The organism is Halobacillus sp. A1-3 (assembly GCF_050971765.1).
In the GTDB taxonomy this organism is placed as follows: domain Bacteria; phylum Bacillota; class Bacilli; order Bacillales; family Halobacillaceae; genus Halobacillus; species Halobacillus mangrovi_B.
The window spans coordinates 17,698-43,481 of sequence record NZ_JBPCEO010000006.1 but is presented as its reverse complement, the minus strand read 5'-3'; the positions used below and the strand labels follow the sequence as shown (position 1 = coordinate 43,481).

Below are 25,784 nucleotides of genomic sequence, written 5' to 3'. Positions count from 1 at the left end.
GTGATGGATCTTGATACGTTCTTACATCATTTACATTTCCATAGTGAACGTGTAATTCCACCAAACTGGGAAGTAGATTGGGACGATGCTCCTCTTCCCTATAAGATTTACCGTGACTTGCCGTCCTTCCCCCTTGCTCATGATATTCCGTTATCGTTTCAAAACCAGTCGTTTCATCCTGATGATTTAGAAACGATTAGTTACTATCTCTGGTACGTTTATGGTTTATCTCAGTTTAGTCAAACCACTGTTCCCTCGACTATGGATAGCGATTCAATAGAAACGATTCAGTCTTTTCGACGTTTTCCTCCTTCTGGCGGTGCGCTCTATCCGAATGAACTCTATCTGTACCTTAAGACGGAAGCACTTCCGAAGGGAATTTATCATTATGATGTTGCCCATCACCGACTGGTCCTACTACGTGAGGGAAATTTTGATTCTTTTCTAGCTAAGTCCTTAGGGAAAGCCTCCTCTTCTCTGTCCGATTGCTTTGCTGTGGCCATCGTTACCACTATGTTTTGGAAGAACTTTTTTAAATACAACAACTTTTCCTATCGCCTTCAGGGTCTGGATGCAGGTGCCCTTATGGGGCAGCTGCTGGAAGTCAACAAACGGTTTAGTTTTTCATCAACTGTTCATTTTCAATTTCTTGATGAAGCGATTAACCACTTGCTAGGGCTGGATGGGCATGAAGAAAGCACCTATGCCGTGATTCCTTTATCTCATCTGGAAGAGGTAGACGTAAGGGAGTTTACGCCGGCCACAGCAGCTGAGTTAATGAAAGAATTACCGAAAATCGAAACGACTCATTATCAACGTTCGGAAAACTTGCTGGATCACCCTGAGATCTCCAAAATCAATCAGCATTCCATGTTAGCTGCGACAAAGGAATTCCGGTCTGTCCAGAAAAGGAAAAAACCCAAAGACATTCAAAACGTAACGATATTACCGAAAGTGGATAAATTGGAGTTTGATTTCCTTGAAGTTTGCCGATCACGTCATTCTCCAGAGATGGATTTCAACTCCAATAGAATCCATCGAAACCAGCTCTCCTCTCTTCTTAGGGAAACCTTTGATTCGTTTAAATATCATAACGATTTGAATCAGGAAGAGTTAGACACTCCGCGTATCTCTGTTTATGGGTGTTTCTATAATATAGAAGGAATTGAGAATGGAGCTTATCAGTATGACGAATTCTCCCACTCCCTTGTACAAATTAAAAAAGGAGACCTTCGCATACCTATGCAAGCTGGGATGACCCTGGATAATGTGAATTTTCATCAAGTTCCGATGTGTCTTCATATCGCCGGTGACCGTACCTACTACAAATCTGAGCTAGGGTACCGAGGATATCGAATTCAGCATATGGAAGCGGGGATGCTTCTGCAACGATTACTCCTCACAGCAAGCGCGCTTGGCATGAATGGCCATCCATTATTGGGTTTTGATGTGAATGTCTGTGATGAGATTTATGAACTGGCTGAGTCAGACCAAACTACTCTTCTTCAGGTACCTATAGGTTTTTGCAATCCAAAAAGCTGGTTAATTGGAAGCATGCATAGTTAATTTAAAATCAACAGAAAAGACCGAGACAAAAAATTCCGAACGATTTCGCTGAAATCAGTTCGGAGTTTTTGCGTACTAAAAAAAGGAGTACAATTATCGCTCCGTCAAAACACTTCGCTTTCCACGGGCACGGCCTCAGCTTCCTCGGAAAGCAAAGTACGCTTTCCTCCGGGATCTTCTGCTCGTGCTGTTCCCGTAGGAGTCTCCGTGTTTTGCCTACGCTAATGAGCTGCGTTGATCCTACCCAGGTTTTCGATTGTCGTTTTTAACCCATCTGCATTACTTATGTCTCCGTTTCTTCTTAAACTTTTCAGCATAATTCTAATAAAACTATCCCACTTTCATTTTCTTCAATCTCCCAGAAATGATATGCGCATTTGTTTTCGCTCTGAAGAATTCCCTTGCACCGTTGTAAGTGGTATACCACAGCCTGTTGATCACAAGAAACTCCCCTTCATGAGGGGCTACATACTTGACTGGATGGAACGCAGAACCAAATGCCCGATCTTCTACTTCCACAATACCTAACGCCTTGTTTTCATCAACCCACATCGTTTTCACATTCATTGTTTCTTCTCCTTTTCCACCCTAAGTAGATGGGATGATTCTGAGCTGTAGATCAAGGGTTGTTTTTAATCGAACGTATGTTCTTATTATACCTATATTCTAATATTTTTCAAACATTAATTTCCATTTATATTATAAAGAAATTAAAAAAGCCCTTCTCTATTAGAGAAAGGCTTTCAGTAAATTCTTATCTATCAACCTATGCCACCATCACCCGGGTCATTAGCTAGATTCAAACCAGCAGCAATCTCCGCGGAGGAAGGATCGGTTCCTAAATTGTTATGCTGTTCTTCTCCTGCGAATGGTGTGAATGATTGAACCCCTATAAACAAAATCCCTGCCAAGATTAACTTTGTAATAAACTTTCTCATTGTAGTTCCTCCTCTTAATTTTTATTAGACTCGTTCCAAGTAATAGTCAGGAAGTCTAGCAAAAAATAAGTCGCCATATTCATGGATGAACCTTTGTTTGGAATGTTTAATAAGGTCTCTGTCTTTTGTAGCCAAACCAAGGTAACACTCTTGGAACGGAGTTAATGACTCCAGGCTTTCTAATATCTCTCTCGCTTTAAGGAACTCTTTTCTAGCTATAGCCAGATGAGCAGTTTCCACTTTATCAGGTGTTCTCATATGACCTGCCCGTTCATGAAATGAAGCTATAAATGGAATCGTTCTTTGAGATAGAGATTTAACTTGAGATTTTATATTATTTTCTTCTGCAAGATGTAACGCAAAAAGCGCTTGCTCCATAGACGCTTCATAATCCTCATATACGTAGGTCAACGCTAGATTGTGATGGATCATCACTGATTTTTTCGGTGATAGTTCGGTATTGACGATTTTATAGGCGTATCTTCTGGCAAGCAGGGTGTTATCCGTTTTCCAGTAATGGTTAAACAGCAGCTCGTTATAGCGGAGCTTAAAGTAATAATAGGTTAAAGGTTCATTGATCGACTGAAGCCCCCTGTCACAAGCTTCAATATACTTGTCCAAAACCCCGTATTTGCGAACGTCGTAGTTGTAATAGATTAAGGTAAATAAACTCAAGCACCTTAAAGTTGGGTGGTCGAACGCCATACTTTCCAGTCTTTCCACGTCCTGCTTTGTCACTTCGTATTCCGCACGCTTAATTAGAAAGTTATACAAGAATGAAACATCAGGATGCAATTGCCCCGAATAGATGAGGGTTTTTATGTCCTCTAAATAATCATTTGTATACAAAAATTCCATGCGAGCGATTTCGCCTTCCAGCTTTAATGTCCATTCACTCATACAGTAGTCTCTGACCTTATCAGTTGCGACTTCATGAGGATAGGTTTCAAGTAGTTTTTTAAATAGGGTATAGAGGTCAGATGAATAGGTAAACTGTAACTTGTGAACAGATTGTGGTTCTAAAACTGAATGATTTTTCAATATTCCACCACCTCTTACACTTATATCCATAATATAACAATCCCATCTTAAACACTATTACTATTACTGATATTTCAATATTTTTAGATAATTTAACGTAAAAGAGTTCAAGTCAAATGAGATTTTTCATATTTTTTGATCGATACATGGAGTATTATCAGGAATATAATTACTCTATTGGTTGATACTTCTCGTAAGTTCGACGATTATCCTGCATAATAAAGGGGATTTATCCGACTTTTTAATTGATTTCTAAACTTCTTTATAGTTCTCTCTCATAATACGAGTAATGTCTACAAGATGTTCTTCTATTCCTGAAAAATTGGCACACCCCGAAGTATAAGTGCTCTTCTCAAATTTTGATTTAGGTCTTCGTAAGTAAAGAGGATTAAATCAAAAAGAACCCGGCTGAAACCGGGTTTCTTCTATATTTATACTAAATCGAAGGAAGTTTCTGTTATTTCCTTAAGACTTAGTGAGTTGTTTTCTATGTACTTCCCCTTCAGTGATCCTATCTATTCGATATTCTGTGATACGTTGATCTTCATAAATAAAAGAATGTTCCAGCCCAAACTCACCGTTCAGTAATTTGGGTAAATAGCATTTTAAATTATTGATAATGCCCATATTATCCTTGTCTAACACCCAGGAAACTGGTTTCCAATCAAGAATTCCTTCCTCTGTGTACATTGGTGTGTGAACAATTGTGTCTTCAGGTAGCTCAGCCATAAATAAGTAAAGTTTTTCGACTTTATTGCCAGTCTTAAATACTGCGTTACCGACATAGAGGGGGTCATCAAGGTGTATCCCTGTTTCTTCTGACGTTTCCCTGATTACGCAATTTAATGGACTTTCGCCTTTTTCAACCTTTCCGCCAACCCCATTCCACATCCCCATAGCTGGTTTTTTTCTTCTATTCAGCAGGAGCAGCTCCTCTTTCCTTTTAATTAAGCACAAGGTGTAATGGTGCATGTTCTCCCTCCAGGTTTCTTACTTTTCTTATCATTTCATTCCACAAGCAACCGACCAGTTAATCGCTAAAAAATCCTTTTCCACTATTGGAGCTCCATCATTTTCAATACAGGTACTTTTTGCTTGTTCAAATGAATTATAGTTGAAAACGATGATTGCTATAAGTATGGCTGCGCATATAGAGGCTATTGAAATGAACTTTTTTGTGCGTACCTTCATCGTACACCTCCAATCACATTTTTGTGTTAAAACGGCTTCTTCTATTCAACATTCATGTTACCATATCTAAACTTAGGTACTGGATTAAATCTTCATCAAGAAATACTTTCGTTTCTTACAAAAAAAACACTCCGACCACTGAGGATTGGAGTGTTTCTGCACATCTTATTTACTATTCTTATCTTGCCAGACTTTATATAGGAACCCTGGCAGCTTGGACTGTCGTTTGAAACGCCAAGGCTCGAGGACAAGGCGATACAGCCATTCCAGACCTACCTTTTGTACAGGAGCTGGTGCTCGCTTGATTCTTCCGGAAATAACATCAAACGATCCGCCGACTCCTTGAAAGATGTTAACGTTCAAATCTTTCATATTGTTGATCATCCAATATTCCTGCGCAGGGCTGCCTAAAGCGACAAACAGAATATCAGGGTTCGCTTCGTTGATGGTTTGTTTGATGTATTCTTCATCTTTAATATATCCATCAAGCACGCCTGCCACTTTCAAATTTGGATATCGTTCTAAAAGACGTTCTTTCGCCTGTTCGGCGACGCCCGGCTTCGCTCCGTACAAAAACACGGATTTTCCGTAGAGCGCGGCTTGCTCACAAAGCGTTAAGAACATATCAATGCCTGTGATCCGGTTTTGGATGCCGCCTTTGTTCAACCGCGATGCAAAAAGGACTCCTACGCCATCCGGAATCTGATAATCTGCTTTGTTTAAAAGCTCCATCAAATCTGGGTCATCCTGTGCCTTCAGAATCTTTTCGGGATTGATGGCAACAATCATGGACTGTCGGTTCTGTCGGATGTCGTCAAAGATTTGTTTGTTGAGCTGCTCATAAGTCGAACTGCTTACATCAACTCCAAGAAACGTTTCCTTCATAGTCTCACCTTTACCCCTACTAATTTTTTGAATCTCCCAATCGTTTGATCATGAATCCTGCGTCTTCCCATGTACCGAGCGGCAGTGCATTTTTCGTATCAAACACGATTCTGTTGTTCATTTTACTTCCTACACTTTCAGGGTCAAGCTCTTTAAATTCATTATGGTCTGTCAATACGACTACAACATCTGCTTGATCAAGAGCTTCATCCATATACTGTGTCTGATTTGATGCAACGTTTTCTTTGATGTGAGGATCATACGTCGTGAAGCTGATGCCTTTTTCAACAAGCTTCTTGATGACTTCAAGGGACGGGCTTTCACGCTGATCGTCGATGTTCGCTTTGAAAGAAAGACCGAAGATCGCAACTTTACCGTCTGTGATGGCTTTAGATTTAAGAATCTCTTCAATTTTATTGGCTGTGAACGTCGGCATATGATCGTTCGTATTACGTGAGAGCTGGATGATTTTTGATAGATCCGGCTCAATTTCAGCAAGGAACCATGGATCGACTGCGATACAGTGTCCGCCTACGCCTGGTCCCGGGGTATGGATGTTCACACGCGGGTGGAAATTCGCTAAGCGAATCGCTTCCCATGCGTTGACGCCGATTTTTTCACTAATCATTGCCAGTTCGTTTGCAAACGCAATGTTTACGTCACGATAGGTATTTTCAATGACTTTGACCATTTCAGCTGTCGTTGCATCCGTTAGATGAATATTCCCTTTTACGAATCCTTCATAAAGTTCTTTTGTCATTTGCGAAGACTTTTCATTGATTCCGCCTACGATACGGTCGTTGTCGACAAGCTCCTGAAATACCTTTCCAGGAATAACACGCTCTGGTGAATGGGCGATAAAAATATCTTTGCCGATATTCAGACCGGAACGCTCGAGTACAGGAACCATCACATCTTCAACCGTACGCGGCGGTACCGTGGATTCCAGGATAACAAGGTTGCCTTTTTTCACATAAGGGACAATAGCTTCTGTCGCGTTGCGGACGTAGTCAAGGTTCGCTGTTTTGTCCTCACGAATTGGAGAAGGAACAGCAATGATGAATACATCTGCTTCTTCAGGCTCCGTTGAGGCTTTGAACATGCCGCTATCCACCGCTTCTGCTAAACGTTCTTCCAGTCCGTTTTCTTCTATATGAAGTTGTTTATTGTTAACCATGTTGACGGCTGTTTCGTTGACATCGACTCCGTGTACTTTGTGGCCATTTATGGCGAACATGACAGAGGTCGGTAATCCGATATAGCCTAACCCGACCACACACAATGATTTCTTCATTACAAAAACTCCCTTTCCATCCGTTACCTTACCACTGATTCGTTTGTTTCAGCGACGTTATTAATGACAAATTTATGTTTTCCACCTTTTGTTTTCTCAAACTGATCGGTGAGTTCAATCGTAACCTTGTCCAATTCTGCTTGTTTTGCAATGGTTTGTTTAAGTCTATCTAACTGTTTCTCGAAAGAAGGGTCGTTCAAACGTAGTCTTATGACTATTTCCCCACTTTGGTCCTGCTTAACCTGGAATTGCTCGACCGCGTCATACTGCCTGAACGTTGTAGAGAAGAATCCGCCGTGCACTTTACGCTTATTGCGGCTATAGATAAATTCCTGCTGACGCCCTTTAATATGAGTAAGCCTGATCAGCCCACGCCCGCACGCACATGGTTCTCTCGTGATCGCTCCATAGTCTCCCACTTCATAACGGATAAACGGCATCGCATAATTGGAGAGGTCCGTAAGCAGGATGCGGCCTTCCTCGCCGTCCGGTACTGGGTTACCATCATCATCGACGATCTCGACAACACAGCGTTCCATGCCGATATGCAGTCCTTCATGCTGATCACATTCAAACGCGGTCACACCGCCATCATTGGCGCCGTACTGGTCATAGACTTCACAGCCAAACGCTTTTTCAATCGCTTCCCTGTAATGAGGCAGCAGTACCTCTGACGTTGTAATCACTCCGTCGAGTTGAATCTCGTATCCTTTTTTCAAAATGTAATTCGCCAGTTCGTAAGCAGAAGATGAATAGCTGTACAGCAGCTTGACCTTCTTCTTTTTCATGGCGCTCACATAATAATCCATTGTTTCTTCTGACATATTATAAGAAGAAAACGGGATCCAGTTGTTTAAGTAATAGTATAGCCGTCTTTTTACATCGAATCCTGATAACAGGGATCCTCCTGCGAGAACTCCGATTTTATCTCCTGGCTGATAGCCTGTGACGTTCCAGCCGCGCCAGATATTCGCCCACATCAGAGAATGTGAGAGTTTAGGAAGATAGTACTTGAACGGCTCTCCTGTAGACCCTCCTGTGCGTTTTTCCTCAGGAGAATAGTCTTCTATATTATTCGCTAGCACTTTATTTTTTTGACGTTTCAATTCCTCTTTTCCGACAATGGGAAGTTTTTCTAAATCCTTCACTGATTGAAAATAAGCGGGAGGAAGGTTATGTTTCTCCATATACTCTTTGTAAAATGGGACTTCGGCATAAGCATGCTTGACCAGGTTAGAGACTTTTTCATCTTGTTCTTTGAGAAGTTCCTTCTGATCTTTCCACTGGTTTTCTTTATACGATTGATAATAATGTAGTGCGTTAGTTTTTCGAATCTTTTCCATCAATCGGATCCTTAACTTCTTGATCCAACCCATAATTCCAACTCCTTAAATGTGTGTTAGATAAAAAATTTTTATAGTCTTCGAATTAAGTATTCATTATACGTCTCTTCCTGAAATTTGTTCAAGCAAAACCGCTAAAACCCCTACTCCCTCAAGTATTTACGACTCTATTACATTTTCCTACATTTATAGACAGTGTATGGAATATGGTTTATACTTCACTATGTCAATTGCTAATGTCAATTGCTAATTGAACAACGACTCAGAGGTGCTTTTTAATGATGATGAATAAAGAAATGTACAAGAAACTTCTGCTCTTATTTATTATAGTACAACCTGTACTCGACATCCTTACTTTTTTCTCCATTAAGCAATTCGATTCGAGTTTGACGATTGGAATTATAGTTCGTGTTCTTTTTATGGGTCTATCCCTTCTGTTTATTTTCTTTGGTAATTCAAGTACATACAAAAAGTACGTCATTCCCTATTTATTGCTGCTCTTTGCAGCGGTTGGCATCGGCCTTGTCTATAACTTCTTTGATAAGCCCGTGTTCGAGCCATTTCTTGAGCTTCAATTCTTAGCGAAGACACTCTACTTCATCATCATGTTCTGTTCGTACTTATTGTTATTTACAAACAAAGACCAGATGGATGAAACAAAGCTTGATATTCTGAAGTCGCTAACCATTGCGATGTTGATTGTATCGCTTACCATGTTTATCTCCATTTTGACTGGCACAGCTTCTAGTACGTACGAATATGGAAAGTTCGGGTTTAAAGGCTGGTTCTTCTCTGGAAATGAGATCAGCTCAATCATCGCCATCAGCTTTCCGCTCGTCTATTTGTACAGCTTGAAGAAGATGGATAACTTCAAACAGTGGTATTACTTCACTCCTGTCTTATTGCTTGCCATCGTTTCGATCTTAATCGGAACGAAGGTCAGTTATTTCGCAGTACTTGGCGCATCCATCATCATCGTGTTCAGCTACGTCGTGTGGTGGCTCGCTTCGCTTATTAAAAAGTCGAAGAATCGTACAGTGAACTTGCGTCTCGTGATGTCACTCGTTTTTCTCATCATTTTCGGAGCGATCACTCCACTATCGCCATCGTTTACTAACGTTGCTGGAGATGTCGGGAAAATAAATGAAGAAAAAGCGAAACAGCAGGAAGAAAAGGATAAAGGCGGAGATTCTGAAGGCGGCATGTCGCCTGAAGGAGAGCCTGCTCCGGACGAAGGGGATGTGGACGAGAATGTCTCGTTGATTGAATCACCTGTACTTCGTATCCTGTTAAGCTCGAGAAACTTGTTTTTTGCCAATACGTTAGAACAGTATAAGAATGCAGATCTTGTTCAAAAATCCTTTGGAATGGGTTATGCTGGAAACTATAAAGAAAATAGAAAACTGATCGAAATGGACTTCTTTGATCTATTCTTCTCTTACGGAATTATTGGATCACTATTATTATTCATGCCATTCATCACTCTGGCATTTCTATTTATCAAACGACTATTCACGATGCCGCTTCGAGTCATTACACCTGAAAATGTGTTATTGTTCGTAGCCATCGGAATGGGCTCAGGCATCGCGTTCTTAGCCGGCCACGTGTTATACGCACCGGCGGTAAACATTTATCTCGCACTGCCAATGGTCTTAATGATCATCAACTTGCTGCATGCGCGCAGTCATAAACTCAGCTAAAACCGTTTCCTACGATAAGGAGAATTTTTGATGAAAAAGCAAACCATTCTTCATGTCGGCCCACTCCCTCCACCTATTGGAGGGATTTCCGTTTTTATAAGCCAATTGAAGAAATTCACGAGCACCGATTATGATTTAAAATTTTTTAATATCTTCCCGAAGAAAAACAAGCCGCTTAACAAGCTCGTTTACAATTTGATCGTCTTGTTCAAGTTTTTCTTCGTTCTTATGGGGCTGAAACCTGCGTTGGTCCATATCCACACGGCAGGCTTCAAAGCGTTCACGAAAAGTCGTTTCTTCCTATTAATAGCGAAAGCGTTGAATTATCCGGTCGTCCTTCACATCCATAGCGGGAAGTTCTTTGATTTTTATGCAAATAGCCCTGAGAAGAAAAAGCGAATGATTGAAGATACGCTTGCTCGCGCTGATAAAATTGTATGCCTTTCACAGATTTGGAAGGATGAATTTTTAAAGACCTTCGATGTCCCGGAAGAACGATATGAGATCATAACGAATGCTATTTTCACAAAAGAATTTGAGAGTGTTCAGCCGAGCTTCTCGGAAGATAAAAAGACCGTTTTATTTGTTGGAAAACTTGGAGCCAATAAAGGCGTTCGTGACATTATCGAAATGGCGAAAAAGTTAAAAGAGAACCCCCAAATCGATTTTAAACTGATGGGAGATGGCCCGCTCAAAAATGAACTTCAGGAAGAAATCGATGCCAACAATTTGAACATCACCTTGCTTGGAACGATGTCTGGACAAGAAAAGGTAGATGAGTTTGAGAAAGCTCAGCTATTCATTCTTCCTTCCTATTTTGAAGCGCTGGGGTTATCCAATTTGGAAGGAATGGCTGCAGGGCTTGTCGTACTTTCTACTCAAGTTGGTGCGGTTCCGGATATCATCCATGACGACAAAGAAGGTTATCTGTTTAAACCAGGAGATATCGATGGATTTGTAGAAAAGATCGTTTCCCTTGAGTGTGAAGCGATGAAGCGCATTTCTGCTCATAATAAACAGCAGGCAAAAGCGTATGACTTTTCTAACCTTAATAAGAGGCTGGAGTCCCTCTATCAGGAGATGATCGGCTAACCAGTCGTATAAGGGCTTAATCGAGAGCGATTTAGTCCTTTTTTTCGTATAATTCTGCTATATTAGATTTTGGAAGAGTTGACATACTAAGTTCAAAACCGATATCTTATAAAGATGTGAAACATCACAACGATGAAAGTCTAAATATATATATATCAAATGAGCGTTTACGCTCTTATTCATTACGGGAGGTAGTCAGGAAATGGAAAGTATCTCAGACGAAGCTGTTGTTAACGACGCTGGAATCGATTCCAGTGAACTCATGCAAGATATGTCCTTAGTGTTGTTCGGTGCATCCGGAGATCTCGCAAAACGAAAGCTTTATCCAGCCTTATATAACTTATTCCTTGAGGGTAAAATGCCCCCTTCCATCTCAGTAGTTGGACTTGGAAGAAAACCTTTCTCTAACGAGGACTTTCACGCCCTTATAAAAGAAGCATTGGAATCATTTTCAAGAAGAGACATTGTTTCTTCAACGTTAAACGAGTTTCTGGAAAAATTCCGTTACTGCATTTTTGATGCAACAAAACAAGAATCTTATAAGGACTTACAAGATTTTATAGAGACACGGGAAAGCGAGCTTAACATCCCTGACAATCGCCTCTTTTACTTATCCGTTGCTCCAAAACTTGTCGATCTGATTACAACGAACTTGCACAAAAATGGCATCAGCCAGACAAAAGGCTGGAAGCGTCTAATCATTGAAAAGCCGTTTGGCAGTGACTTGAAGTCTGCTCAAGAGTTGAACGCAAAACTTAAAGAAGTGTTCGCCGAGGATGAAATCTTCCGTATTGACCACTATCTTGGGAAACCAATGGTTCAAAATCTCGAGTCACTCATTCGTCCGAACCCGATTTTGAAATCTCTATGGGATCATCATCAAATTGCCAATGTACAAATTACCGCTAGTGAGACCGTCGGTGTTGGCACAAGAGCCGGCTACTATGACCAGGCAGGTGCGATTCGCGACATGGTTCAAAACCACTTGCTTCAGTTAGTGATGATGACAGCTCTTCACCACCCGAAAAAATTATCACCAAAAGAAATTGAAGATAATAAGAGAGAAATCATGGAGTCGCTTCGTCCTGTTGCGAAAGACGAAATGTCACAGCACATCGTTCGCGGTCAATACGAAGCAGGCGAAGTTGAAGGTGAAACAGTAAAAGCCTACAGGGATGAAGACGGAATCAATCAGGATTCCAATAATGACACCTTCTTTGCTGCGCGCTTATACATTGATAATGAGTACTGGAAAGGCATTCCGTTTTACATTCGCACAGGAAAAAGAATGAAGGAAAAATCCACTCGCATCGTTATCGAGTTTAAAAACGAAGCCGATGAAACAGAAAATCCTGAAGAAATCGGGTTAGTTTCCAATCTATTAGAGATTGAAATCAACCCTGCCGAAAGTGTCAGCTTGAGAGTCAATATTAAGGATCAATCCAACGAGCAGTTTGAACCGGCCTTTATAACATTCTCTAAAAATCCATCCTCTCAGCCAGAGGCTTACGAGCGCCTGTTGAATGATGCGATGCAAGGAAACTCTACTTACTTCGCTCACTGGAATGAAGTAGAGCTGTCCTGGAAATGGATTCAGCCGATCCTGGAAGCATTCGAAGAAGACGGACTTCCATTAAACTTCTATCGAGCTGGCTCCGAAGGCCCAGAAGCTTCTCATAAGATGTTGGAAACAGACGGATTTAACTGGTGGTAAAGATAGGATGTGGAGAAGCCTTGGGAGACCCGACAAGCTTAAGACCTCGAGAGGGATAGCCACTGAAGCTGTAAAGGGCCAGTAACACTCTAAAACGATTCATAATTTTTTCTTGACAACATGAAAGGAACAGATCATCTATGACAAAACAACAAATGGGTGTCATCGGTTTAGGAGTCATGGGCGCAAACCTTGCTCTCAATATGGAAGACAACGGCTACTCCGTGTCTGTGTATGACTACTGGACTGATCGCGTAGACGAAATGGTAAACAACAATGCAGCGACCAAGAAAATCAACGGAACTTACACCGTTGAAGAATTCATCCGTTCACTTGAAAAACCACGAAAAATTTTGATGATGGTTAAAGCAGGTGAAACAACGGATAAAGTTATCGAAACGCTGCTTCCTCACTTGGAAGAGGGCGATATTCTAATCGATGGAGGCAATACATTCTATAAGGACACTGAAAGAAGAGCTTCTTCCTTGAAAGAAGCTGGCGTTCACTTTATCGGAACAGGTTTTTCCGGCGGTGAAGAAGGAGCAAGAACGGGACCTTCCATCATGCCTGGCGGACCTAAAGAAGCCTATGCAGAAGTGCAGCCGATTTTCGATGCGATTTCTGCTAAAGTTGAAGGCACGCCTTGCAGTACACACATTGGTCCAGAAGGTGCGGGTCATTATGTGAAAATGGTTCACAACGGGATCGAATACGGGGACATGCAGCTGATTTCAGAAGCCTATTTCCTTTTAAAGAATGTCGTAGGTTTAACGGCACAGGAGCTTCATGATGTTTTTGCCGAATGGAATAAAGGTGAGCTGGACAGCTATCTAATTGAGATTACAGCTGATATTTTCACTAAAATTGATGATGAAACTGGCGAGCCTCTAGTAGAAAGAATCCTCGATACTGCCGGGCAAAAAGGCACCGGAAAGTGGACGAGCATCAATGCTCTTGAGCTTGGAGTCCCACTTCCGACCATTACAGAAGCTGTATTCGCCCGCTTCATTTCAGCCATGAAGGAAGAGCGTGTGAAAGCGAGCAAGCAGATCAGTGGTCCTGAGATTGCTCAGTTTACGGGAGACAAACAAGCAGCGATTGAATCCGTGAGAAAAGCGTTATATATGAGTAAAATCTGTTCCTACGCTCAAGGATTTGCTCAAATGCAATCCGCTTCAAAGGAAAAAGAATGGAACCTCAATTATGGAGACATCGCAATGATCTTCCGTGGTGGCTGTATCATTCGTGCTCAGTTCCTTCAAAAAATCAAAGAAGCGTACGATAGAGATATTGATTTGGATAACCTGCTTCTCGATCCTTATTTCAAAGACATTGCTGAGAAATACCAGTCCAGCTTACGTGAAGTTGTAGGCATGGCAGTTACAAATGGTATTCCTGCTCCAGCGCTATCAAGCGCCATTGCTTATTTCGACAGCTACCGTACAGCAGATCTCCCTGCGAACCTCTTGCAGGCACAGCGCGATTATTTCGGTGCGCACACGTATCAGAGGAAAGATAAAGAAGGTACGTTCCATACCGAATGGACAAAACAAAATAAACCTATTGCCGTCCAAAATAAAGCTTAGAGTTTTTACTCTGAGCTTTATTTTTTATATTTAACAGTATTTATGGAATACTGAAGAGAGTGAATAAATACCCCATGCACTATTTTTGGTTAAATAAAATCAGGTTGCTGTTTATGGTAAGAGGTGAATAATAGTGAATAAATCCAAAGGTCAGGTTCAAGTTGGTATTAAAGAAAACTTCATACAATTCTTTTTGCTAGTAGTCATTAATTTGTTTGTCGGTTCAATGGTTGGCTTAGAACGGACGATTCTCCCTATTATCGGAGAAGAAAATTTCGGAATCGCTTCTACCAGTGCCGCCCTTTCCTTTATCGTCAGTTTCGGGTTTTCAAAAGCCATCATAAACTTCTTTGCAGGTGACCTTGCCGATCGATACGGACGCAAACAAGTACTGGTTATCGGCTGGTTCATCGGATTCATCGTTCCTTTACTCGTTATTTTCGCTCACGCGTGGTGGGTGATTATTGTTGCCAACATTTTCTTAGGAATCAACCAGTCCTTAACCTGGTCGATGACTGTGAATATGAAGGTGGACCTTGCGAAATCGGATCAAAGAGGTTTAGCCGTAGGTTTTAATGAATTTGCCGGGTATCTCGGTGTTGCTTTAATGGCTGCCGTATCTGGTTACGTTGCTTCCACATACTCACTGAGTCCAGAACCTTTTTACATTGGGATTGGTCTTGTCATTATCGGTATCATTTTATCCTTAATTGTTAAAAATACAGACCAGCACCTTAAGCTTCAGTCGAAACAGCAAAAGAACCGGGCACAATCGATATCTATTGGTGAAGTATTCAAACAAACTTCCTGGAAGGATAGAAATTTATCAAGCAGCAGTTTTGCTGGATTAACGACGAACTTGAAAGATGGAATGGCGTGGGGGCTTTTCCCGATCTTCTTTGCAGCAGGCGGGTTAACCGTTGGCCAAATCGGAACGGTAGTTGCTGTGTATCCTGCAGCCTGGGGATTCTTTCAGTTGTTTACAGGCTTGTGGAGTGATCGCATCGGACGTAAAAAACTGATTGTTTCAGGAATGTTTGTGCAAGCTTTTTCTCTGTGGTTCATATTATTCGTCGATACCTTTTCCTTATGGATTGCTGGGGCACTGTTATTAGGAATTGGAACTGCTATGGTGTATCCAACCATCATAGCTTCTGTTAGTGATGTCGCCCATCCCGATTGGCGGGCAAGATCCTTGGGAGTTTATCGTTTCTGGCGAGACAGTGGCTATGCCTTTGGTGCCTTGCTTGCAGGACTCATTGCAGATACGCTTTCCGTCCACTGGGCGATCGGTCTTGTTGCCATTCTCCCCTTCCTATCTGGAGTGATCTCTTTTTCAAGAACAGACGAAACATTACAAACCAAATAAAATTTCAACTAAAAGGCGCAGCATCCATGTTCAGGGCTGCGCCTTTTTAGAATTTGTATAGGTTAGGCTGTAGTTTTTCTTCTGTATAGGAGCATTCCGCCGCCGAGTAGAATCAGCGCTCCTCCCAACATGAGAGAAGTCGGATAGGAAGTCGCCGTGTCAGGCATTTCTCCGCCTTCCTTAATTGTTTCCTCTAGAGGTTTTGCTTGATCCAATACCTCCTGCGGGATTTCGATTGGATCTACGCCATTAAAGTTTTCTAGAGTCATCTCAGTGGACTGAGAAATGGTCGCTGGCTCTTCTCCTGTTTTTATAGTCATCTCGAGATCCATCATCATACTCGTAAGGTAATGATTTTCCTTGTCAATGGTCATCTCATAGGAGACATCTTTGATTTCTACATCTTCAAGTAATTGCTTCATCATGGAGTCCATTTCTTTGTTACTCTCTGAATTCATGTTTGACTGCATCATTTTCATGGACATCTCTAATAGCTTCTGTCCATCCCCTTCATAAGTCAGTATATAGGCGCCCTCTTCTTCCTTCACACTCATGTTTTTTGCAAGCGTGAGCGCCTGCTTTACTTGGCCATCTGCCATTGACATCTTTTGAATGGATTCATTTATCTCATCAGATAGTTTTACCCATCCCTCACCAGGCATCTCCGTATAATACCCTTCCTCTGTCATATAAGACTCAACGGTGCTTCCACCCATCGTTGTGGTCATATGCATGGCAAATGGATCTAAAGTAACATCGGCAACAGATTCAGATGTCATCGTCTTACTGTTCCCCTCTTCCATCATGGGCATGGATGATTCTGTAATGGTGCGGACGGTGTAGCTATCGATCCCCTTCATCGCTTCATTCGATTGCTTCAGGATTTCTTCTGCGCTCATTTCCGCAGCTGCAATTTGGAAAGGCAAAACGAACAGGATAACTAGGGCTACAGACAGGCTAAACAGCTTTTTCGACATCGAAACACTCCTATTATGAATTTGGCAAAATTTCATGAGTCTATGTATGCGAGAAACATGGCTGATGTTTAACCCACTTTTTTCCACCTACCACCTATTATCCTAATTATGACAAAATTAAACATTTATACGTGATTATTTTTTACTATATAATTGAACATAAAAAAAAGCAGCCAAACAAGGCTGCCTTTTTCTATGATTTTAACTTAGGATTTTCTTGCTTAGCTTCTTTGACTCTTGGTTTACGATATCCGCCCGCGATGTCTGCTTGTTTAAATTCTTTTGCGTAAATGACTTCCTGAGCGTCGGATAATTGATCCCCATTTCCTCTTATCGGTTGATACTGTGCATTCTTTGCCATAGTGTTCATCCTTTCTTTGGAATTGGGTTATGTACAGATATTTCCACGTTGTAAAAGATATTAAACGTGCAAGTACTTTAATTAATTAAACGACATGAAGCAGTAAAAACTACTTACTCCAGAGTGACCTTTTTATCAATAGTTATAATTTTGTTCAGGTAATTGCTCATACACACCAGGATCAGCATTCAATATAGAACCATCAGCAATAGCTTCAGAAGTTTTTTGCATAGCTAGAAATGCTTGCTTAGTTAAGTAACCATTTGATTTTTGCCCCAATACGTATGGTTCGTAGCTATTATCAGCCATTCCTCTCATTTCAAAAAGAATAACCGGGATATCATATTGAATCGCCATAGCATTAGAAGCAACATTCGGTTGAGAAGTTGGAGCATCATATTTAAAAATGTGGGTCCAGCCATATGGCTCCAATCCTTGATATAATACTGTTGCTAATTGCTTAGATTGCTCTGTAACTATTGAATTAACCTCAGGATTCTGCGGGGTCAGAAGTGAGCCCGTAGTGTACCTATCGTTATAGTCTTCCTGGGTTCCTTGATGGTGCATATCTATCATATAATCTATCTTGTATTTTTGAAGAACATTCTCATGTAAGGCTTTGGTTTCTGGAGCTGCCTTATTAACATGGTCACGATTAAGATCGACTCTATATGCATTGTAACGTGTTAGATGACGTCCGCTGGCTACATGATCATCTAATGAGAAATTCACATCTCCCATAGCACCATCTGCATTGAACATCGGTAAAATAAGAATGTTTACATGTTTAAGCATCTCCTGGTTTTGTTTACTATTGGAACTTAAGTGACGAATATAATCCAGTGCTCCTTCTGTCGTCAATGCCTCATTACCATGCTGCTGAGTAAGGTAAAGAATGGTCGGATTATCTGGATTAGTTATGTATTTAACTAAGAAGATCTCTCTTCCCTTATTCGTTTCCCCAATTACTTCTAAATCCATCTGTTCCTGCTTCTCAGCTCCTTTTTGCAGAAAACTCTTCATCTCACTGTAAGTGGTCAACATTGCTGTCTGTACCGTCTCGTTACCGTTGACATCAGGTCCATTAGCTGCGAATGCGGGTGTAATCCCCATACTTGTACTTGCAAGGGCGATAGATAGTGACATTGCTATTACTTTTTTCTTCAAATCCTCATCTCCTTAATAGTCTTCTACCAAACTAGCAAAGGAAAGAAAGAAGTTTCCTCTACTACTAAGTTTAATTCTACAAATGTAAAAATTATCCTTTAATAGATTTTAAAACCAGTTCCTATTCTATTACTAATATCAACAAAGGACCGTTTCTTTGACTGTACCATCCGGTTAGTTAAAAAAGACGTTTACAGCCGGATAACTTCAATCGTTAATAAAGGAGCCCTGTCTCTGAGATTCAGAAACAGGGCTTTCCTTTTTAATGAGTGACTACTTCTTTAAGATCCGCTACCAGGATATACCGCTCTGGCGCAGACCCGATAAAATCAAATGGATAACACGTCGTTACGGTTAACGTTGCCTGTGGTTTTGGTACAATTACTGTCCGATCCTCTGCATCGACAATTCGCACTTTCCTTACTTTGTAAGTAAATTCGCCAGCATCTGTGGTTACGATAAGAAGATCATTCATGCCCACTTCCCCTAGCCTGCGAAAAACCGTGTCGCGATGTCCAGAAAGAACTGAATTGTCTTTCTCACCAGGCAGTACACTTCCTGCAAAATGACCGACACCTTTGGCTAATTCATCTTCATCTGTTCCATGAAAGATAGGCAGAGTCGCATCCAATTTCGGAATGTACAATTCTCCCATTTCCTCTCCTTGGTTTGGACGATCTGTATATAAAGGTTCAGCGCTTGCCTCTTTTGATGGAGGTGATCCGTTAGCATCCGCTTCTTTCGGTGCTTCTGAGTCATCTACCGTCTTGTCATAGGAGGCTGCTCCAGATTTGAACAGAACATATCCCCTGGCAAACGTGTATGCATTCGTAGTTGTCAGCCATAATCCTGCGGTCAGTAAGCCCACACTTATAGCCAAAAGGAGATACTTTTTAAGTTTCTTACTTCTGAGCATACTTGAACCTGCGGTAAAACAAGAACCCTACAGCCAATATAGCGAGTCCTCCAGCCGCTTTTTCAACCGCAAAAGAAGCTGTTTTTGGCAATTTTCCACCGTGTTCCGTTTGGTTCACCGGACGATTCTCCACAGTTTCCGGTTTCATAGGTTCTGGTTTTACGGGCTCTTTTTTCACAGAAGGAGAGTTCACCGTGCTTTTGACTTGCTCCTGAATTCCTTCTAGCTGTTCCAGGTCTTTTCCAGTATCCTCAATAAGCTCTGAGCTAAACATATCTCCTGTCAATAACAGGTCTGCGAGAAATTCGCCCTTAGTATTGTGGAGGACAATCATTAAATCATAACCCTCTGATGAAGTCATCGCCATGATCGTTGAGATAGAGACTTGTTCTTTTTCCCCTTCCTTTACTAAATAAAAGGAAGCATCTAAATCCAGAATTTGCATCATCTGAGTGTAGATATCAAGCAATTCAGCTATTTGCTCTGACGTTAACTCTATCGCTACCTCAAAATCTGCAAACGCCATCATCCGAGTAGAAAGCTCATCCAGTTTTTCTAACTTTGCAGGGTCCTCAAGGTCCAACTCCATCAAATGATTAAATAATCGCTCTAACTCTTCTTCAGTAAGTCCAAAGTCTGTAAAAAGACCCTCGATATCACTATAGTCCATTTCCTCATCACTATAGAGGTAATTCCATACAGCCCAATCCAGTTCCTCTACGTACTGGTAGTTTTCAATAGAATCACCATTTTGGTCAAATAACTCGACAAGTTCTTCATAACTTAACTCATAATCTTCAAGCAGTTTGTTGAGGGTTTCATCCGTTAAAGGAGTCATATTATAGAAAGAGAGGTCCATATCCAAATCCTCAACAAAAGTATAGGCATCCAGAATACTTTGGCCTTCCTCCAGTTCCCCATTCTCTATTAATAATTGAGATGCTTCCTCAAGACTTAAACCGTAATCATTGAGCAGTACATTCAAGCTTTCTTCCGTCAATGGTTCTCCCAAAAATTCTTTGAGCTCGTCCATGTCTTCGAAATCTTCAAGACTCAGCTCATAAAAATCAAGATATTCAACTAAATCCTGAACCGTCCATCCCAACTCTGCTACGAAACTTTCTACCTCATTCGTATTAGGTGCTGCATAATTTACACCAGGGAACAAAGCAACAAGAAACCCCACCAAAACAACCAAAAATAGACCTCTCACCAATTTTCCTCCTACTATTCAATTGTTAATATCTAGAATATTATAAGTCTACTTTTTCAAAAAAGATAGCTTTATTTTGTCGGAGTTAGGAGGAAAATGTTACCTTCATTTTAATTTTTGATGTTTCAACGAGAGAGTCTCAGTTTTATTGAAAATCCTATTTCATTTCTCTATAGGGGACGACAAAGTAGTGGCTCAATTAATCCGTTTAACAAGGAAATCAAAGTATTGCTCACATAAAGCCTTCGTTCCACTTATTTTATCCAAGTTTTTACGGTTTAGCCGAAACAAGATCTTCTCTTTTTTACCATCAATAATACGCTTCATTTCTAGCCACACTAAAGAAAAAGAAACTAAGGTTGGGGAAATATGAAGCACTATATCGTTAACATCTGGTCTTTATTAGATCCATTTTATTTTCGCATGGCACGTTTATCTTACATCCATAAAAACAAAAATGATTACAAGAATATCTTTCGCGTTAAGATGATTTCCTATAAGGGAAAACCATTTATTTGTAGAGATGGGACAAAGGTCGAAGAGAATGACAAAGTTCTAAAAATTCATCTCCACAATATCCGATTGATTCGTGAAATGAAGGATATTAAAAACGACATCAACCAGGCGCGTTATATTTTTAAAGTTGTCCATGAGTCCTTACCTGAATTGGCTAATTATGTGCACAATCATTATGATGCCGCACATATTAAAGGAATTATTGGTGTAACAGCAATCAGCAAGGGATCCTTTCGTCTTGGTTTTGAGACTGTTCCTATTTCCAATCTTTTTTATAAAGGACTGAAATACACTTCCTTTATTATGATCCGATCCATGTATCGAAAGCCTCCAACCCTTGCGGATCTAAGAACTCATCAGCCTTCTTATATTTATATGTCAAAAGAACAACTGATGGATAAATACCACTAGTCTTCAAAAGAAAAAGGCTGTCTTTACTCCTCAAATTGGAGAAAGACAGCCTTTTCAATTAATTTCCTGATGAAGATTCGAGATGATGGAGCGTAATCTCAGGTCGACTTCCAATACGAATATTTACACCTGTCTGCCCGAGCCCTTCGCTGATATAAAAGGGTCTTCCTTCATGACGATGAAATCCTTTTACCATATTCATCCTTGGCAGTTTCCCCATCTTAACTAGATGGTAGGCTTTAGGGTACAAGATCTGCCCTCCATGAAAATGGCCGGATAACAAGTAATCGAAATGAAAATCCTTCATTTCTAACACGACATTTGGGTCATGGGTAAGCACTAAATTATATCCTGCTTTTATGCCCCTAAATGAAGCTTCGAGGTCGCTCCTCTTCGTGCTGTAATCATCAATTCCTATCACATTAATGGTTTGATCATTAATTTCTAAGGTCACGTTTTCATTTTGCAAGGTTATACATCCATATTGCTCCAGAGTTTCTTTCAGTTTGTAAAAGTTTTTCTTCCTTAATACATAATCATGATTGCCGAAAACAGCAATGATTCCGTGTCGTGGATTCAGGTCTCTCAGTACTTCCAAATAAGGGACGAGCTTAGGAATCGTCCACTTTCGATCAAGAAAATCTCCAGTAAGCGCAATAAGATCATAATTTTGGTTCTTCAATTTATTATATAATTCCATTGGTGTAATCGAGATATTTTCCAAATGCAGATCGGAAAGATGCAAGATATTCAGCGGCGGCATAGAATTCATATCTTGAGAATCTACCTTGATTGTGTTGATTTGTACCTGCCTCGTGTTTTTGTAAGCCATGTTGCCTACAACTCCGAACAGAACACATATTGCTGCAATCCAAATCATCGAACGAACACCTCCCACCTCATTATACTAGGATAAAAGGACTTTTTACCTAGTAAATCATGGATAGGTTTCCATTCAGATTCACCCGCTAGAACCACGCTTTTGAAAGTAAGCGAACTGCCTCCTTAATCTCATCTTCGGAGAGGGACCCGTAACCAATAAGAACCGTTTGATTATCATGTGTCCCATAATAGGAAATCGGATAGACTTTCACATCAAACTCTAAAGCTTTCTCAATCAGTTCCTGCTCTGTCATTCCATTAGGAATACGCAAAAGCACATGCAAGCCTGAATCTTGTCCGATGACTTCTACGCCTTCAGGGAACCATTTTGAAATGGCTGAAAGAAGTGTATCTCTTTTCTTGCGATAAATGGTTTTCATTTTTTGAATGTGCTTTTGCAAGTGGCCTTTTTGAATGAATTCTTTTAGTACGGCTTGATCGATTCGCGAAACGGTTTGAGCGTAAAAGAAAAGCTCTTCTTGATAAGTTTGCAAAAGTTCCCCCGGTAAAACCATATAACTGATACGCAGCGAAGGCATCAGCCCTTTAGAAAAGTTCCCTAAATAGATCGTGTTGTCGGAATAGTCCAGACTATGAAGTGATGGAACAGGCTGACCTGAATAGCGAAACTCACTATCATAATCGTCCTCAATGAGATAGCGATGTTCTTTTGCCTGCACCCACTTCAATACATCGGCCCGTCGCGATACCGGCATAATCGTCCCATTCGGGAAATGATGAGATGGAGTCAATATACAGATATCCGCATCACTTTTTTCCAAATGATCCAGACTCATCCCCTGTGCATCTACCGGTACTAAACGGATTTGCTTGTCTGGAAGGTCCGCTAAAGCGTACTTGCGATGATAGCCTGGATCTTCGACTGCGTAAGTACGGTCAGGCAGCATTTGAAACAACAGCTTCAGTAGGTAATGCGTTCCTGAACCTAGAATAATCTGACTTGGATGACAATCGACGCCCCTGGCTTCTTTAATGTAAGCAGCAATTTCCTCTCTCAAAGCGAACTCTCCCTGAGGATGACCAAGCTTTAATAAATTTTCATCCTCTTGCTTTAACGTTTCATGGACGACTTTACGGTACGTTTCATAAGGAAAGGAGCTTGTATCAATCCCTGAGTGAAAGAAATCGTAGAGGGCCGATTCGGCATTGACCTTCTTTTCTTTTACTGTTGAATGGCTTGTTTGTTTCTTATTGAACTCATGCTGGATATCCTTCACAAAATAGCCTTTCCGCGCTAATGCCTCTATATAGCCCTCCATAACCAATTGTCCATAAGCCATTTCGATCGTATTTTGACTCAAAGACGATTCCCTTGATAACTCTCGTTTGGAAGGCAATTTTGTATCAGGTGAGAGATCTCCTGACTCAATTTTCATTCGTATATGTAAATACAGCTGCTCGTATAAAGGCTGCTCTTTATTGAGTTTGAAATTAGATAATAAAGTTCCCATTCTCTGACCCCTTCAACCTATGATATAATTCGGTTATTAACAATGTCAGTTTAAAGTATATATGTAGAAAAGGCAACTCGAGCCAATCGTCAACGTGTGCCTCTAATAAGGAATGGAAAGGAGAGTCTCTATGAAAAGTACGTTCAAGGATCTTTCTCTCTTAGTGATCGGAGCTTTTGTTTTTGCTATTGGGGTTAATTATTTTGCCATACCAAACCGATTATCTGAAGGAGGAATTATTGGGATTACGATTGTTACGTATTATTTGTTCGGATGGTCACCAGGACTTATTAACTTTGTTTTAAACACGAGTTTATTGGCAATTGGATATAAATTTTTTACAAAACGAATGACAATTTATACGATCCTTTCCATCCTTCTCTCCTCGTTGTTCCTCCACCTGACAATTGGCTGGGGAGAAAATCTAAATGGTGATTCGTTATTGGCCGCCCTATTTGCGGGGTTATCTGTCGGCCTGGGAATTGGTTTAATCTTTAAAGCTGGCGGTACCTCTGGAGGGAGTACGATTCTCGCTCGCTTATTGAATCAGTTTCTGGGCTGGAGTGTTGGAAACGCGATGTTGATCATTGACATCACTGTCATTGTGGCCTCCTCTTTTGTGATTGGAAAAGAACGTGCCATGTACACATTGGTAGCGGTCTATGTAGGAGCAAAAATCATTGATGCCATTATTGAGGGGACCGAAGAACGAACGGCTGTCATGATCATCTCGGATTCTCACGAAGAGATCCTCCAAACGATAACAAAGCGCATGTCTCGTGGCGTAACTGTTCTGGAAGCTAAAGGAGGATACACCAATACAAATAAGAATGTGCTGTATATCGTGATTAACAAGCGCGAGATTATTCAATTGAAAAAATTCATAGAAGAGATTGATCCTAACACCTATATCACGACACATAGAGTTCAAGAGGTTTTCCGGCAAGGGTATAGAGGTAAATGATTAGAGTAGGAAAGAGAGCTGAGACTGATCAGCTCTCTTTTTTGCAATCTAACTAATACGAATAAACAAGACATTTGACGAATACCTTCCCCGTATGTAAAATGGTCACATAAACAAAAGTTTCCTATGTGCAACTTTTAAAGAATACATCAACATTGAGAGGTGAAAGACATGATTGAAGCATTTAAAGAACTCAATCCAGTTATGCAAGCACTGATCGGTACATTATTCACATGGGGGATGACGGCTCTGGGTGCCGCACTCGTGTTTTTTGTCAAAGGAGCAAATCAAAAATTTCTAGATAGCATGCTCGCCTTTGCAGGTGGTGTCATGATTGCAGCCAGTTACTGGTCACTCCTTGCCCCGGCGATCGAAATGTCTGCAGACGGGGCCGTTCCTTCTTGGATTCCGGCTGTTGTCGGTTTTCTATTAGGCGGGGTCTTGCTGCTGTTCATTGACCGTATGCTGCCGGCAATTAACACGGATCGCTACTTGCATGATATTAAAGATAACCGAGCAAAGAATCGAACGGCTCTGCTTGTCTTTTCTATGACGCTCCACAATATTCCTGAAGGTCTTGCAGTCGGTGTGGCGTTCGGAGCGCTTGCTTCCAACGTGACAGAATCGACACTAGCAGGTGCGATGGCACTCGCAATCGGTATCGGTATTCAGAACTTTCCAGAAGGTACGGCTGTATCCATGCCCTTACACCGCGACGGCATGGGTAAAGGGAAAAGCTTCATGTTCGGCCAATTTTCCGGTATGGTGGAACCAATCGCTGCGGTGGTCGGTGCGGTCGCTGTTATTGCGATTGAACCTATTTTACCTTACGCGCTTAGTTTTGCTGCAGGTGCGATGATCTTCGTTGTCGCAAAAGAGATCATTCCTGGTTCACATGAAAAAGGGAATGTTAACCTTGCATCCATCAGTCTTATGCTTGGTTTTGCCGTCATGATGACGTTGGATGTAGCGCTTGGTTAATCCTTTTATAAACATGCCAACAGCTCAGAGTTTATACGCTCTGAGCTGTTTTTGATTAGTTTATATTAGAAAGGGATAGCGCCCTAACATGATAGGAAAGTGCCCTAACTACGAAATATAGCACCCTAACGTGACGCGAAAGTGCCCTAACTACGAAATAAAGTGCCTTAACGACAATTGATTGTTACTTTACTACATTAATCGT

General features: G+C 41.0%; 24 protein-coding genes. 9 read left to right on the top strand and 15 right to left on the bottom strand.

Annotated features, from left to right (window positions below; all coding sequences use genetic code 11):
- The first annotated feature begins 3 nt into the window (after window positions 1-3).
- Window positions 4-1,566 (top strand): SagB family peptide dehydrogenase, encoded by a 1,563-nt coding sequence (locus ACRYKC_RS11735; protein ID WP_433806917.1) that lies wholly within the window; start codon window positions 4-6, stop codon window positions 1,564-1,566.
- A gap of 330 nt (window positions 1,567-1,896) precedes the next feature.
- On the opposite strand, the gene ACRYKC_RS11730 is transcribed toward ACRYKC_RS11735, so the two are convergent.
- The 8 genes from ACRYKC_RS11730 to ACRYKC_RS11695 form a co-directional block, all read right to left on the bottom strand.
- Window positions 1,897-2,133 (bottom strand): hypothetical protein, encoded by a 237-nt coding sequence (locus tag ACRYKC_RS11730; RefSeq protein ID WP_433806916.1) that lies wholly within the window; start codon window positions 2,131-2,133, stop codon window positions 1,897-1,899.
- A gap of 194 nt (window positions 2,134-2,327) precedes the next feature.
- Complete coding sequence (locus tag ACRYKC_RS11725; RefSeq protein WP_433806915.1) at window positions 2,328-2,504, bottom strand: hypothetical protein; 177 nt, start codon at window positions 2,502-2,504, stop codon at window positions 2,328-2,330.
- Window positions 2,505-2,528: 24 nt separating this feature from the next.
- Entirely contained in the window at window positions 2,529-3,545 is a 1,017-nt protein-coding gene (locus ACRYKC_RS11720; protein ID WP_433806914.1) for an AimR family lysis-lysogeny pheromone receptor, read from the bottom strand.
- A gap of 465 nt (window positions 3,546-4,010) precedes the next feature.
- Window positions 4,011-4,517 carry an NUDIX hydrolase gene (locus ACRYKC_RS11715; protein WP_433806913.1) on the bottom strand — a complete coding sequence of 169 codons (507 nt, stop codon included), beginning with the start codon at window positions 4,515-4,517 and terminating at the stop codon, window positions 4,011-4,013.
- A gap of 30 nt (window positions 4,518-4,547) precedes the next feature.
- Complete coding sequence (locus tag ACRYKC_RS11710; protein ID WP_433806912.1) at window positions 4,548-4,736, bottom strand: hypothetical protein; 189 nt, start codon at window positions 4,734-4,736, stop codon at window positions 4,548-4,550.
- Window positions 4,737-4,901: 165 nt separating this feature from the next.
- A complete protein-coding gene (locus ACRYKC_RS11705; protein WP_433806911.1) occupies window positions 4,902-5,621 on the bottom strand; it encodes a WecB/TagA/CpsF family glycosyltransferase in 720 nt (239 codons plus the stop codon).
- A 19-nt stretch (window positions 5,622-5,640) separates the two neighbouring features.
- On the bottom strand, window positions 5,641-6,915 hold the full coding sequence (locus tag ACRYKC_RS11700; protein WP_433806910.1) for a nucleotide sugar dehydrogenase: 1,275 nt from the start codon (window positions 6,913-6,915) through the stop codon (window positions 5,641-5,643).
- Between the two features lie 23 nt (window positions 6,916-6,938).
- Window positions 6,939-8,291: a phenylacetate--CoA ligase family protein gene (locus ACRYKC_RS11695; protein WP_433806909.1), complete on the bottom strand. Its 1,353-nt coding sequence runs from the start codon at window positions 8,289-8,291 to the stop codon at window positions 6,939-6,941.
- A 245-nt stretch (window positions 8,292-8,536) separates the two neighbouring features.
- Between ACRYKC_RS11695 and ACRYKC_RS11690 the strand changes: the two genes are divergently transcribed.
- The 5 genes from ACRYKC_RS11690 to ACRYKC_RS11670 all read left to right on the top strand — a co-directional run bounded on the left by ACRYKC_RS11690 (window position 8,537) and on the right by ACRYKC_RS11670 (window position 15,719).
- Complete coding sequence (locus tag ACRYKC_RS11690; RefSeq protein ID WP_433806908.1) at window positions 8,537-9,958, top strand: O-antigen ligase family protein; 1,422 nt, start codon at window positions 8,537-8,539, stop codon at window positions 9,956-9,958.
- A 30-nt stretch (window positions 9,959-9,988) separates the two neighbouring features.
- A complete protein-coding gene (locus ACRYKC_RS11685) occupies window positions 9,989-11,050 on the top strand; it encodes a glycosyltransferase family 4 protein (RefSeq protein ID WP_433806907.1) in 1,062 nt (353 codons plus the stop codon).
- A gap of 262 nt (window positions 11,051-11,312) precedes the next feature.
- A complete protein-coding gene (gene zwf / locus ACRYKC_RS11680) occupies window positions 11,313-12,764 on the top strand; it encodes a glucose-6-phosphate dehydrogenase (protein ID WP_433807126.1) in 1,452 nt (483 codons plus the stop codon).
- A gap of 140 nt (window positions 12,765-12,904) precedes the next feature.
- Window positions 12,905-14,350, top strand: a complete 1,446-nt coding sequence (gene gndA, locus ACRYKC_RS11675) for an NADP-dependent phosphogluconate dehydrogenase (RefSeq protein WP_433806906.1) — start codon at window positions 12,905-12,907, stop codon at window positions 14,348-14,350.
- Between the two features lie 133 nt (window positions 14,351-14,483).
- Window positions 14,484-15,719, top strand: coding sequence for an MFS transporter (locus ACRYKC_RS11670; RefSeq protein ID WP_433806905.1), 1,236 nt, complete (start codon window positions 14,484-14,486; stop codon window positions 15,717-15,719).
- Window positions 15,720-15,781: 62 nt separating this feature from the next.
- On the opposite strand, the gene ACRYKC_RS11665 is transcribed toward ACRYKC_RS11670, so the two are convergent.
- The 5 genes from ACRYKC_RS11665 to ACRYKC_RS11645 all read right to left on the bottom strand — a co-directional run bounded on the left by ACRYKC_RS11665 (window position 15,782) and on the right by ACRYKC_RS11645 (window position 20,353).
- Entirely contained in the window at window positions 15,782-16,696 is a 915-nt protein-coding gene (locus ACRYKC_RS11665) for a DUF6612 family protein (RefSeq protein ID WP_433806904.1), read from the bottom strand.
- A 193-nt stretch (window positions 16,697-16,889) separates the two neighbouring features.
- Window positions 16,890-17,057 (bottom strand): YfhE family protein, encoded by a 168-nt coding sequence (locus ACRYKC_RS11660; protein WP_433806903.1) that lies wholly within the window; start codon window positions 17,055-17,057, stop codon window positions 16,890-16,892.
- 135 nt (window positions 17,058-17,192) lie between these two features.
- Complete coding sequence (locus ACRYKC_RS11655) at window positions 17,193-18,203, bottom strand: M14 family zinc carboxypeptidase (RefSeq protein WP_433806902.1); 1,011 nt, start codon at window positions 18,201-18,203, stop codon at window positions 17,193-17,195.
- A gap of 283 nt (window positions 18,204-18,486) precedes the next feature.
- Window positions 18,487-19,140 carry a class D sortase gene (locus ACRYKC_RS11650; protein ID WP_433806901.1) on the bottom strand — a complete coding sequence of 218 codons (654 nt, stop codon included), beginning with the start codon at window positions 19,138-19,140 and terminating at the stop codon, window positions 18,487-18,489.
- Complete coding sequence (locus ACRYKC_RS11645) at window positions 19,127-20,353, bottom strand: processed acidic surface protein (protein ID WP_433806900.1); 1,227 nt, start codon at window positions 20,351-20,353, stop codon at window positions 19,127-19,129. Before ACRYKC_RS11645 ends, ACRYKC_RS11650 begins: the two co-directional genes overlap by 14 nt.
- Window positions 20,354-20,722: 369 nt before the next feature.
- Here ACRYKC_RS11645 and ACRYKC_RS11640 point away from each other — a divergent pair, with 369 nt between their 5' ends.
- Entirely contained in the window at window positions 20,723-21,280 is a 558-nt protein-coding gene (locus ACRYKC_RS11640) for a YkoP family protein (RefSeq protein ID WP_433806899.1), read from the top strand.
- Window positions 21,281-21,338: 58 nt separating this feature from the next.
- Here the strand turns inward: ACRYKC_RS11640 and ACRYKC_RS11635 are convergent, their stop codons facing one another.
- Together ACRYKC_RS11635 and pdxR are read right to left on the bottom strand one after the other, a co-directional pair.
- Window positions 21,339-22,160, bottom strand: a complete 822-nt coding sequence (locus tag ACRYKC_RS11635) for a metallophosphoesterase (RefSeq protein ID WP_433806898.1) — start codon at window positions 22,158-22,160, stop codon at window positions 21,339-21,341.
- Window positions 22,161-22,248: 88 nt separating this feature from the next.
- Window positions 22,249-23,634, bottom strand: coding sequence for a MocR-like pyridoxine biosynthesis transcription factor PdxR (gene pdxR / locus ACRYKC_RS11630; RefSeq protein ID WP_433806897.1), 1,386 nt, complete (start codon window positions 23,632-23,634; stop codon window positions 22,249-22,251).
- 130 nt (window positions 23,635-23,764) lie between these two features.
- Between pdxR and ACRYKC_RS11625 the strand changes: the two genes are divergently transcribed.
- Window positions 23,765-24,598: a YitT family protein gene (locus ACRYKC_RS11625; protein WP_433806896.1), complete on the top strand. Its 834-nt coding sequence runs from the start codon at window positions 23,765-23,767 to the stop codon at window positions 24,596-24,598.
- Between the two features lie 171 nt (window positions 24,599-24,769).
- The gene (locus tag ACRYKC_RS11620) at window positions 24,770-25,579 is read left to right on the top strand and encodes a ZIP family metal transporter (RefSeq protein ID WP_433806895.1); all 810 of its coding nucleotides are present in this window, start codon (window positions 24,770-24,772) and stop codon (window positions 25,577-25,579) included.
- Window positions 25,580-25,784 lie beyond the last annotated feature (205 nt).